General features: G+C 65.1%; 10 protein-coding genes. 3 read left to right on the plus strand and 7 right to left on the minus strand.

Annotation, left to right across the window (positions count from 1 at the left end):
* The first annotated feature begins 38 nt into the window (after positions 1–38).
* Positions 39–515 carry a Fe-S cluster assembly sulfur transfer protein SufU gene (sufU, locus tag JOE60_RS05870; protein WP_167264699.1) on the plus strand — a complete coding sequence of 159 codons (477 nt, stop codon included), beginning with the start codon at positions 39–41 and terminating at the stop codon, positions 513–515.
* 24 nt (positions 516–539) lie between these two features.
* Here sufU and nhaA read toward each other — a convergent pair whose 3' ends face one another.
* From nhaA to JOE60_RS05890, 4 genes are all read right to left on the minus strand, one after another.
* Complete coding sequence (nhaA, locus tag JOE60_RS05875) at positions 540–1,829, minus strand: Na+/H+ antiporter NhaA (RefSeq protein WP_336109901.1); 1,290 nt, start codon at positions 1,827–1,829, stop codon at positions 540–542.
* Positions 1,830–1,987: 158 nt separating this feature from the next.
* Positions 1,988–2,209: an SCO4848 family membrane protein gene (locus tag JOE60_RS05880; RefSeq protein WP_167264701.1), complete on the minus strand. Its 222-nt coding sequence runs from the start codon at positions 2,207–2,209 to the stop codon at positions 1,988–1,990.
* 1 nt (position 2,210) lies between these two features.
* Positions 2,211–2,708, minus strand: a complete 498-nt coding sequence (locus tag JOE60_RS05885; protein WP_167264961.1) for a DUF2505 domain-containing protein — start codon at positions 2,706–2,708, stop codon at positions 2,211–2,213.
* Positions 2,709–2,754: 46 nt separating this feature from the next.
* Positions 2,755–4,296, minus strand: coding sequence for an SDR family oxidoreductase (locus JOE60_RS05890; RefSeq protein WP_239528824.1), 1,542 nt, complete (start codon positions 4,294–4,296; stop codon positions 2,755–2,757).
* Between the two features lie 110 nt (positions 4,297–4,406).
* Here JOE60_RS05890 and mfd point away from each other — a divergent pair, with 110 nt between their 5' ends.
* Positions 4,407–8,030 (plus strand): transcription-repair coupling factor, encoded by a 3,624-nt coding sequence (gene mfd / locus JOE60_RS05895; protein WP_167264703.1) that lies wholly within the window; start codon positions 4,407–4,409, stop codon positions 8,028–8,030.
* A 5-nt stretch (positions 8,031–8,035) separates the two neighbouring features.
* Positions 8,036–8,830 carry a metal-dependent hydrolase gene (locus JOE60_RS05900; protein ID WP_204814853.1) on the plus strand — a complete coding sequence of 265 codons (795 nt, stop codon included), beginning with the start codon at positions 8,036–8,038 and terminating at the stop codon, positions 8,828–8,830.
* A gap of 79 nt (positions 8,831–8,909) precedes the next feature.
* On the opposite strand, the gene JOE60_RS05905 is transcribed toward JOE60_RS05900, so the two are convergent.
* From JOE60_RS05905 to JOE60_RS05915, 3 genes are all read right to left on the minus strand, one after another.
* Positions 8,910–9,137 carry a hypothetical protein gene (locus JOE60_RS05905; RefSeq protein ID WP_167264704.1) on the minus strand — a complete coding sequence of 76 codons (228 nt, stop codon included), beginning with the start codon at positions 9,135–9,137 and terminating at the stop codon, positions 8,910–8,912.
* 52 nt (positions 9,138–9,189) lie between these two features.
* Positions 9,190–9,882, minus strand: coding sequence for a deoxyribose-phosphate aldolase (deoC, locus tag JOE60_RS05910; RefSeq protein WP_167264705.1), 693 nt, complete (start codon positions 9,880–9,882; stop codon positions 9,190–9,192).
* Between the two features lie 127 nt (positions 9,883–10,009).
* Complete coding sequence (locus tag JOE60_RS05915; RefSeq protein ID WP_167264963.1) at positions 10,010–10,870, minus strand: FAD-dependent oxidoreductase; 861 nt, start codon at positions 10,868–10,870, stop codon at positions 10,010–10,012.
* Positions 10,871–10,924 lie beyond the last annotated feature (54 nt).

The following is a 10,924-nucleotide window of genomic DNA, read 5'->3' on the forward strand; positions in this document are numbered from 1 at the left end:
CCGGTTATTACTGAATTTTGCAGTTAGGCAGCAACACCATGAGTCTCGACCAGTTGTACCAGCAGATCATCCTGGACCATTCAAAGCAGCGGCACGGCAGCGGGCTGGCGGACACCGCAGCTCCTGCGGGCGCCTCCACCGGCCAATCCCACCAGCTGAACCCCGTGTGCGGTGATGAGGTGACGCTCCGCCTGGCCGTGGCAGACGGCACCGTCCAGCAGATCAGCTGGGACGGTGCGGGCTGTTCCATCTCCATGGCGTCCGCATCGGTTCTCTCTGAGCTGGGTGAGGGCATGCCGGTGGCCGAACTGCAGGCTGTGATCGAGAACTTCCGTGAGGTCCTCCGGTCACGCGGCAAGGTGGCGGCGGACCCGGAGATTCTGGGCGATGCGGCCGCGTTCGAGGGCGTTGCCCGCTATGCGGCCAGGGTCAAGTGCGCCATGATCTCCTGGGTTGCCGCCGAAGACGCCTTGAACCAGGCCACCACGCCGGGAGCCACACCCACCACGAACTGACGATCCGCCCCCGAAAGCTCCGGCTTAGGTGCGGCTGAAAACGTCCGGTACGCCATCGCCGTCGTCGTCCAGTTCTTCCTCTGCCTGCACCTGGCGGTAGCGCCGGTTGCGGGCCTTGAGGACGACGGCGGCCAGCAGCGCCGCGATCAGGGAACCCGCCAGGATGGCCACCTTGGCGTGGTCGTTGTGGGCCGAGCCCGCACCGAAGCTCAGCTCGCCGATCAGCAGCGAAACCGTGAAGCCAATGCCCGCCAGGAGTGCCACGCCGAACAGGTCTATCCAGGCGATGCTGGAGTCCAGGCTGGCCCTGGTGGTCTTGGTGACCAGGAACGTTGTTCCGTAAACGCCCACTGCCTTGCCAAGCACCAAAGCCAGCACAATGCCCACCGCCACGGGATCCTGCAATGCGGCGCCGACGCCGGTGATTCCACCCAGGGCAACTCCTGCGGAGAAGAAGGCGAAGACCGGCACGGCGAAACCGGCGGAGAATGGACGCAGCCGGTGTTCAAAGTACTCCGCCAGGCCTTCGGCGGGTTCGTTCTTTTTTCCTTTGGCGGCTACGGGAACTGCGAAGGCCAACAACACTCCGGCCACGGTGGCGTGGATGCCGGAGGCGTGGATGAACCCCCAGGTGGCCAGTGCCAGCGGAACCAGGAAGTACCAGCTGCGGATGCGCCGTTGGACCAGGAAAGCGAAGAGCCCCAACGGAAGAAGGGCGGCCAGCAACATGGCCGGCTGCAGCCCGGAGGAGTAGAAGAAGGCGATGATGCCGATCGCGATGAGGTCATCCACCACGGCCAGGGTGAGCAGGAACGTCCGCAGGGCCGCAGGCAGGTGGGTGTTGATGACGGCCAGGACGGCCAAGGCAAAAGCGATGTCCGTTGCAGTGGGAATGGCCCAACCCTGCAGGGTTTCCGGGCTGCCCATGTTGATCGCTGCGTAGATCAGCGCCGGAACCACCACGCCCCCCACTGCTGCAGCTACGGGGACGATCGCCTTGGCAGGCTTGCGGAGCTCACCGGCAACAAATTCACGCTTGAGTTCCAAGCCGGCCAGAAAGAAGAAGACCGCCAGGAGGCCATCGGAAGCCCAATGGCCAAGGCTTAGCTCCAAGTGCCATGGCTCGTAGCCGATGGTGAAGTCCCGGAGGGAGAAGTAGGCTGCTGCGGCGGGGGAGTTCGCCCAGATCAGTGCTATCACTGTCGCGGCAAGAAGGAGGCCTCCGCCCACTGTCTCCGTCCGGAGTATGGACAGGATGCGGCGGTACTCGGGGTAGCTTGAGCGGGTGAAGATTGGCGTGCGGGGATTGGCCACGGGGCCCCTTCCAGGGTGGGCGGGCAGTTGCGGGTACTGCAAAATAACCGCCGACCAGACTTCCCGGCACACCAATAACCATTCTACCCAAGTAGGTCGCAGTAGTGCGCGTTATGAACGGTCAAAACGCGCACTACTGCGACCCAGTTGGGTAAAACTCAGGCGACGAGGCCTGCGACGCCGATTGCCGCCGTCGCGAGTCCCAGCACCATGGAGATGGTGACCAGGACAACGTGGACCGTCAGGAACTTGGTCGCCTTACCTGCAGCGTCCCGGGCGCGCGGGTCCTTCATGACGCGCTTGAGGAACTGCGGCCACACCAGCAAGGACCAGAGTCCGGCAATGATCAGGACAAGGGCCAGAAGGACAGGCAGCTGCACGCTAGTGGCTTTCGAGCCAGGCCTGGGCCTGCTGGGACTGGATGTTCAAGGCCTTGCCGACCATGGGCTCCGCAGCGTCCGCGATCTTGCCGCCCAGGAATGGAACCGAGGACGTGACATTGCCTTCGAGTTCGATCCGGGTGCTGGTTCCCTCAGCTACCAAGCGCTGGACAGCCTTCACGTCCAGGGGAGCGCCCTGGATCTTCAGCGCAATGGTGCTGGCGCGTGAGCCGTCAGCGGCGGGTGCTTCCCACTGCTCGTTCTGGGTGACCGTCAACGTTTCGCCAACGAACTTCCGCGCGATCTCCGGAAGTCGCGTGGTGGGAAGCGTGCGCACCGTGGTGGTGGTGAACGCGCCGGCAGTGTCGCCGTCGATCGTGAAGGATTCCAGGGAACCGCCCACGAGTTCGCTCGTGTGGCGCAGGAAATCCTCGTCGACAAAGACGGCCGCTACGCGGTCAACGCTATGGGGCAAGGTGGTGGATGCACTCAGGGCCATGGGTCCTCCGTGGATGGTGGTGGTCAAGCTTTTAGCTCCCAACATCCTACGGTGTTTGGCTGACCACCCCGGAACCGGACCCCTTGGCTTTGCTGTCCTGAAGGTCCGTGGCGGCCGCCGAAATGTTGCGGGCCATGGAGGGGAAGATGAACCCGTGGAACGGGTACACGCCCAGCCAGTAAAGCCGTCCGGCCAACCCTCGCGGGAAGAAAATGGCCCGCTGTTTGTACAGGCTGCCCTCTCCGTCCGGCTCAACACCCAGCTCCAGCCACGCGCCACCGGGAGCCCGCATCTCGGCACGGAGCCGGAGCAGGTGCCCGCGGTCGATCGTCTCCACTCGCCACCAGTCCACCACTTCGCCGGTGTTCAGGGTCTTGGGGTGACGGCGTCCACGCAGCAGCCCCGCTCCGCCCTGCAGCTTGTCCAACCAGCCGCGGACCCGCCAGGCCAAGGGGAGGGAATACCAGCCGTTCTTGCCTCCGATGCCCTCAATAATGGTCCACACGTTCTCAGGCTTGGCCTCGCTGTGGAACGTGCGCTCGTCAACGTACACCTTGTAGCCTGCCCAGTCCGGGTCGCTGGGCAGGGGATCGGCGTCGATTCCGGCGTTGGCCCAGGTGGTCTCCACCTGCCCGTCCCGCTCCTTGCCCAACGCCAACGCGACGGCGCGGCGGTAGGACGTCAGGCCGCCGTCGGGCTGGGGGAAGTACTGGTCCACATCGTGCTCGCGGGAGATGGCATCGTGCTGCAGCGATTGGACCAGGGGCAAGGACATGGACCACGGGATGGGAGTCACCAACGCCACCCACAGCCCTGCCAGTTTGGGGGCGGGCACGGGGAGGGCGATGACCAGCCGGCGGGGGAGCCCGCGTTCCACCGCGTACTCGTTCATCATCTCCTTGTACTTCAGGACGTCCCGTGACCCGATGTCGAAGGACCTGTTCAGGTGATCGGGCAACGCGGCGGCGGCCACCAGGTAGTGCAGGACATCGCGGACGGCGATTGCCTCGATCCTGTTGTTCACCCAGCTCGGTGCAGGCATCACCGGCAAAGTATCTGCAAGGTGCCGGATCATTTCGAAGGACGCCGAGCCAGACCCGATCACAACGCCTGCCTGGAACACGATCGAATCAACCGGGGATTCCAGGAACACCTTTCCCACGGTTTCGCGGGAGCGCATGTGGGTGGAGAGCTCCGTGTCCTCCGGGTGCAACCCGCCGAGGTAGACGATCCTCTCCACTCCCGCCTCAGCAGCGGCATCCGCCACCAACCGGGCCATGGCCTCTTCCTTCGCTTCGAATCCGCTGCCGGACGCCATGGAGTGGACCAGGTAATACAGGACCTCCACTCCGCTGAAGGACTCTGTCAGTCCATCGGCATCGGAAAGGCTGTTTTCCACGATCTCCACGTCATCGTGCCACGGGACGTCGGCGATTTTCTGCGGCGTCCTGACCAGGACCTTCACTGTGTGGCCGGCCTCAAGGAGGCGGGGCACCAGCCGCCCGCCGATGTACCCGGTGGCCCCCGTCACCAGCACGGTCCTGGTGTTCTGCGGTGTGTTGGAATGCGAAGCGTCGGTTGGCTGCATGAAGAACTCCTGGGGCTGGGGGTAGAGGTAGGCTGGAATTACCCGGCATTCATCTGAATTTCCGGGCATTTGTGTTGCCTGCCCTTGGAACCACCCTAGGAGTTTCAGCCATGAGCCTCAACGGTCTGCGCCGCGCCCTCGCGGAAGACAAGACTTTTGCGCGTGTCCGGACGGAGGCGCAGCGCCCTTTCGCGGACCGGAACAGCGATTACCAGATCAGCGCACCCACCGGGATGCGCGCGGTCCTGCTCGCTGAAATGGCTGATGCCCTGGCCGCCAATAACGCGGACGCGCCGGTGGTCCTGGCCGTCACGGCAACCGGCCGGGAAGCCGACGACCTCACCGCGGCACTGTGCTCCTATTTGCCCGCCGAGTCCGTAGCAGCCTTCCCCAGCTGGGAAACACTTCCGCACGAGCGGCTCTCCCCGCGCTCGGACACCGTGGGCCGCCGGCTCTCCGTCCTGCGGCGGCTCACACACCCGGAAAGCTCGACGGCGGCACCCCTGCGGGTGGTGGTGGCACCAGTCCGCGCTGTGGTCCAGCCGATTGTTGCCGGCTTGGGCGACCTGGTTCCGGTCACGCTGAAGGTGGGCCAGGAGCGCTCGTTCACCGACGTTGTCCGGGCTCTTTCCGATGCCGCCTACGCCCGGGTTGATATGGTCACCCACCGCGGCGAATTCGCTGTCCGCGGCGGCATCCTCGATGTGTTCCCACCCACCGAGGACCACCCCATCCGGGTGGAGTTCTTCGGCGACGAAGTGGACCAGATGCGCTGGTTTGCTGTCGCTGACCAGCGCTCGCTGTCCGCGCCCGGAGTCCACCACCCCACGGAACTTCACGCCCCGCCGTGCCGCGAGATCCTCATCACGCCCTCCGTCATGTCCCGCGCCGCGAAGCTCAAGGCGGACATGCCCGCAGCGGCCGACATGCTGGAAAAGATTGCCGGCGGCATCGCCGTGGAGGGCATGGAGTCCCTGGCCCCGGTGCTGGTGGATGCCATGGTTCCTTTCGTCGATCAATTGCCCGCCGGCTCCCTGACCGTGGTGATCGAGCCGGAGAAGGTCCGCACCCGCGCCCACGACCTCGCTGCCACCAACGAGGAATTCCTGGAAGCTGCGTGGTCCACGGCATCCGACGGCGGCGCGGCGCCCCTGGACCTGTCCTCGCAGGCGTCCTCGGACCTGCATGCGGCCAGTTTCCGTTCACTCACCGACACCCGCTCGGCAGCGCTGGAGCATGGCGTGTCCTGGTGGTCCATCACCTCGCTGGCCTCGGACGAGGACCTGGTGCTGGACATCGATGTGCTCAACATGCGGGCCCGGGAGCCGCGCGGCTACCAGGGCGATGTTGCCGAGATGCTGGAGTTCATCAGTTCCCGTGTCCGTGATCAGTGGCGCGTGGTGGTGGTGACGGACGGTCCAGGACCGGCCCAGCGTTTGGCGGAGCTCTTCCACGACGCAGACATTCCGTGCTCCCGTATTGATTCCCTGGACACGGAGCCCCAAGCGGGCATCATCGAGGTGACCACTGCCGCCGTCGGCCGTGGTTTTGTGCTGGACGGGCTCAAGCTGGGCCTGTTGACCGAAGCCGATTTGCTGGGGCGCGCCAGCGCCGGCTCCACCAAGGACATGCGGCGGATGCCGTCCAAGCGCCGCAATGCCGTGGACCCTTTGCAGCTGCACGCCGGCGATTTTGTGGTCCACGAGCAGCACGGAATCGGCAAGTTCGTGGAGCTGATTCAACGCAAGGTGGCGGGCACGTCCTCCTCGGATGCCGGCCTGCGCGAATACTTGGTCCTGGAGTACGCGCCGTCCAAGCGCGGAGCCCCGGGGGACCGGCTGTTCGTCCCCACGGACCAGTTGGACCAGGTGACGCGCTACGTGGGCGGCGATGCCCCGGCACTGAGCAAGATGGGCGGCGCGGACTGGGCCAGCACCAAGTCCAAGGCCCGCAAGGCCGTCAAGGAGATTGCCGGCGAGCTGATCCGCCTGTACTCGGCGCGCATGGCCTCCCGTGGCCACGCGTTCGCCCCGGATACCCCGTGGCAGCGCGAGCTGGAGGAAGCTTTCCCCTATGTGGAGACCCCTGATCAGCTGACCACCATCAACGAGGTCAAAGCGGACATGGAGCGGGAAATCCCCATGGACCGCCTGGTATCCGGCGATGTGGGCTACGGCAAGACCGAGATCGCCGTCCGCGCGGCGTTCAAGGCGGTGCAGGACGGCAAGCAGGTGGCGGTCCTGGTGCCCACCACGCTCCTTGCCCAGCAGCACTATGAAACGTTCACCGAGCGTTTCTCCGGTTTCCCGTTGCGCGTCAAGCCACTCTCGCGCTTCCAGACCGGCAAGGAAGCGAAGGAGACGGCCGAGGGCGTCAAGAGCGGCGCCGTGGACGTGGTGATCGGCACCCACCGGCTCCTGTCCAAGGACTTCGAGTTCAAGGACCTTGGCCTGGTGATCGTGGATGAGGAACAGCGCTTCGGCGTGGAACACAAGGAAGCGCTGAAGAAGATGCGCACCAACGTGGATGTCCTGGCCATGAGCGCAACCCCCATCCCGCGAACCCTGGAGATGTCCCTGACAGGCATCCGCGAGACCTCCACCCTGGCCACGCCCCCGGAAGAGCGCCACCCGGTACTGACCTACGTTGGCCCTTTCACCAACAAGCAGACCTCGGCGGCCATCCGACGCGAACTCATGCGTGAAGGACAGGTGTTCTTTGTCCACAACCGGGTGTCGTCGATCGAACGGATCGCGGCCCAGATCCGGGAACTCGTCCCGGAAGCCCGGGTGGAGGTTGCCCACGGGCAAATGTCCGAGAGCCGGCTGGAGAAGATCATTGTGGACTTCTGGGAGAAGCGCTTCGATGTGCTGGTGTGCACCACCATCATCGAAACCGGCCTGGATATCTCCAACGCCAACACGCTCATTGTTGATGGCGCGGACAAGTACGGTCTCTCCCAGCTCCACCAGTTGCGTGGCCGTGTTGGCCGTGGCCGCGAACGTGCCTACGCCTACTTCCTGTATCCCTCGGAAAAGCCCCTGGGCGAGGTGGCACTGGAACGCCTCAAGGCGGTTGCGGCGCACAACGAACTTGGTGCGGGCATGCAGCTGGCCATGAAGGACCTGGAGATCCGTGGTGCGGGCAACCTGCTGGGCGGCGAGCAATCCGGCCACATCCAGGGCGTCGGCTTCGACCTCTACATCCGGCTGGTGGGCGAGGCCGTGGCCGAGTACCGCGGCGAGGCCGAGGCGAAGGCCGCCGAGATGAAGATCGAGCTGCCGGTCAACGCGCACCTGCCGCACGACTATGTGCCTGGTGAGCGCCTGCGCCTGGAGGCCTACCGTAAACTGGCCGCAGCCATCACCTACGAGGCAATCGACGAGGTCTTGGCGGAACTCGTGGACCGTTACGGCGAGCCGCCCCTGCCCGTCCAGAACCTGATAGCCGTGGCCCGTTTCAGGGTGGGTGCTCGCGAAGCCGGACTGTCCGACGTCGCGCTCCAGGGCAACTTCATCCGTTTCTCGCCCGCGCAACTGCCCGAGTCCAAAACCATGCGTTTGAACCGCATGTATCCCGGGTCCCAGGTAAAGCCGGCACTGGACGCCGTGCTCATTCCCAAACCGAAGACGGCCAGGATCGGCGGCCGGGACCTCCAGGACGCCGAGATCCTGCAGTGGGCCAACACCGTGATCGAGGCGATCTTCACCGACGCACCCGTCAAGGCGGGCTAGCGTCGATGATGGGAGGACACCACGCCGCGTCGGGAGCCGCGGCGTGGATAGCCATTGCTTCAACCGGGCCGTACGCCTTGGGCTGGTACCCCCTGGATGCCACCGGCATCCTGATTGGAGCCATGGCGACGGCGGGTACCGCCTTGGTGTGCGACTGGGACCACCGCCACAGCACCATTGCCAACTCGTTGCCGCCGCTGTCCAACGTGATAGCCGTGGGCATCGAGAAGGCCAGCGGAGGCCATCGCCAAGGAACCCATTCGCTGCTTGGGGCCTCGGCCTTTGTGGTGCTGGCCGCGATGGCCGCGCAATTCCAGATGGTGACGCCCCTGGGGAAGCTCTCCGTGGGCGCGGGCCTGCTGTGCATGTTCATGATCAACCTGGCGGCCAAAGCCCTGAACCTGTTCCCGAAGTCCGGCTGGATCACCAACTGGCTCTTCGCGATCGTCATGGCAGGGCTGGTCACGTGGTTCGCGCCGGATCAGTGGAGTTGGCTGCCGTTGTCCATGCTGACCGGCGTCGCCGTGCACATTGTGGGCGACATGATCACCGTGGGGGGAGTGCCGCTGTTGTGGCCGATTGTCATCAAACCGCCGAAGTTCCTGCGTAAATCAGTGATCAGCGGGATTTGGCGGGCCAACGGAGCTTTCTCGCTTCCGCTGCTGGGGCGGGCCGGGTCGCGGCGTGAGTGGTTGGTTCTCATCCCGGTGAGTGGCTACGCCATGGTGGGCATGGTGTCCGCGGCTTGGACTTTGGCGCAGCAGCATTGGCCCGCAGTGCTGGCGGCCCTCGCGCTTTAAACACCAACGCGGGGTCACTTACGGCCCATCCCGAGGGGGATTATGGGCCGTAAGTGACCCCGCGTTGCTTTAGAAGGGTTTAGTTCTCGCCGGCAGAATCCGAGCGGCCCAGGATGGTCTGGGGGATCCAGAACGCCAGGGCGAACAGGCCGAGGCACACGGCCATGGGCCACGGGTTGTCCAGCGTCAGGAAGGACAGGGAGTAGATGGCACCCAGGAACAGCACCATCATGACCACGAAAACGACAATGCTCTGGCCGAGGTTGTTTTCGCGCTCGATGGGGGCGCTTGTGGCGTTCTTGGACATTCGTTCCTCCTAGGCCCCCGCGGGGCTCAAATCTCTGGCGGTGATGGAAGCGTCAGTAAGCGGACGAGCCCTGTTCCCCATTGACAATCGCAATGCCGGAACTGGCACCGATACGTGTTGCACCAGCAGCAATCATAGCCTGCGCATCGGCCAGGGATCGCACTCCACCGGAGGCCTTGACCCCCAGATCGGGGCCGACAGTGCGCCGCATCAGGGCAATATCCTCTACAGTGGCACCGCCGCCGTTGAATCCGGTGGACGTTTTGACGAAGTCCGCACCTGCCTCCACGGCAGCTTCGCAGGCGATGACCTTCTGGTCATCGGTCAGCATGGACGTCTCGATAATCACCTTCAGGATGGCCTCGCCGGCGTGGACAGCCTCGGCGACGGTCCGGATGTCCTCGGTCAAGGCACCCTTGTCACCAGCGCGGCCAGCGGCCATGTTGATGACCATGTCGATCTCGTTGGCGCCATCCAGCACGGCGCCGCGCGCCTCGAAGGCCTTGACGTCGCTGGGCGTTGCGCCGAACGGGAAGCCAATCACCGAGCATGTCAGCACACCCGAGCCCTTGAGGGCTTTGGTGACGGCCTTGACCCAGACGGGATTGACGCACACAGACTTGAACTTGTATTCGACGGCCTCGGCACACACCTTGAGGATGTCCGCCTCGCTGGCTTCGGGCTTCAAGAGGGTGTGGTCTATGTACGAGGCAATAGATGCAGGGGCGACGGCTTCGTTGCTCATGGAATCCTTCCGTGCAGGGCGTGGCCGGCCCGGTGGCCGCAGGGTTGTCACTGCCCGTCAAAGGACCATCTTGCCACATGCCCCGCCGCTGTCCGGGAGTGCCCGGCCAGCCGCGGGAAGGCTTCCCTCAGGCTGCCAGCAGGCCGGAGTGCTCGTTGCCCATGGCACCCAGGAGCATGCCCGACGCGCACAGCATGGCCGAGGATTCTGCGGAAAGAAGCAGCCCCAGGCGAAGGCCGTCGCAGGATGCGGCATCGCCGATTGCCCAGATGCCCGGTACGGACGTCGCGAGGTTGCGCCCCACGGCGATTCCGCCGTCGGCCGCGGTGGCCAGTCCCGCACTTGCCGCGAGATCGTTCCGGGCCAGGCGCTCCTCGGCGATCACCACGAGGTCGCCGTTCATGCTGCTGCCGTCCTCGAAAACAATCCCGGTGGAGGCACCGGCGATCGATGTGACGACGGCGGTGGGGCGGACGGTGGTGCGCACAGGACGGACGCCGCGGGAGCGGAGGACGGCCTCGGCCTGGCCTGCCGCAGGCCCGGTACCCACCAGGATCCCGAGGGGACGGCGGCCCACGGCCCGGGTGATGTCCTTGACGGCTTCACCGATGTCCGCGGCGTCGTCAATGGTGGAGTAGCTCAGGCTGGCTTCAGCACCGTTGACCGGCGGAAGGGCGGGGGCCGAGCCAGTGGCGATCACCAATTGGTCGTAGGAGAACTCCAGGCCGTCAACGGTGGTGACGCGCTTGGCGTCGGTGTCGATGTAGCTGGCAGGCTGGCCGAAGCGGACGGACACCTGCGGCAGTTCAGCGAGTTCCAGCAGGGCTTCGGGGCAATCGTCGCGGTTGCTGAGCACGGTGATGCTGCCATCGAAAGGGCGCTGGCGGGGGTCTGCTGCTCCGGCCAACCGGCGAACCAACGCCTGGGCTGCGGGGCCCGCGCCGGCGATGACGATGTGGAGGGAAGCTGCGGACGGGGTGGAGGACATGGTGGGCCCTTTCGCTGTGACCTGTTTGGTGCTGTTGATCATCAGCCTAGGGTC

Source organism: Paenarthrobacter ilicis, assembly GCF_016907545.1.
In the GTDB taxonomy this organism is placed as follows: Bacteria; Actinomycetota; Actinomycetes; order Actinomycetales; family Micrococcaceae; genus Arthrobacter; species Arthrobacter ilicis.

What these genes read in the sequence shown, in the direction of transcription:
- sufU (WP_167264699.1), top strand. Translation starts at nt 39, where the DNA reads ATGAGTCTCGACCAGTTGTACCAGCAGATCATCCTGGACCATTCAAAG.
- JOE60_RS05885 (WP_167264961.1), bottom strand. Translation starts at nt 2,708, where the DNA reads ATGGCCCTGAGTGCATCCACCACCTTGCCCCATAGCGTTGACCGCGTA.
- JOE60_RS05890 (WP_239528824.1), bottom strand. Translation starts at nt 4,296, where the DNA reads ATGCAGCCAACCGACGCTTCGCATTCCAACACACCGCAGAACACCAGG.
- mfd (WP_167264703.1), top strand. Translation starts at nt 4,407, where the DNA reads ATGAGCCTCAACGGTCTGCGCCGCGCCCTCGCGGAAGACAAGACTTTT.
- JOE60_RS05900 (WP_204814853.1), top strand. Translation starts at nt 8,036, where the DNA reads ATGATGGGAGGACACCACGCCGCGTCGGGAGCCGCGGCGTGGATAGCC.
- JOE60_RS05905 (WP_167264704.1), bottom strand. Translation starts at nt 9,137, where the DNA reads ATGTCCAAGAACGCCACAAGCGCCCCCATCGAGCGCGAAAACAACCTC.
- deoC (WP_167264705.1), bottom strand. Translation starts at nt 9,882, where the DNA reads ATGAGCAACGAAGCCGTCGCCCCTGCATCTATTGCCTCGTACATAGAC.
- JOE60_RS05915 (WP_167264963.1), bottom strand. Translation starts at nt 10,870, where the DNA reads ATGTCCTCCACCCCGTCCGCAGCTTCCCTCCACATCGTCATCGCCGGC.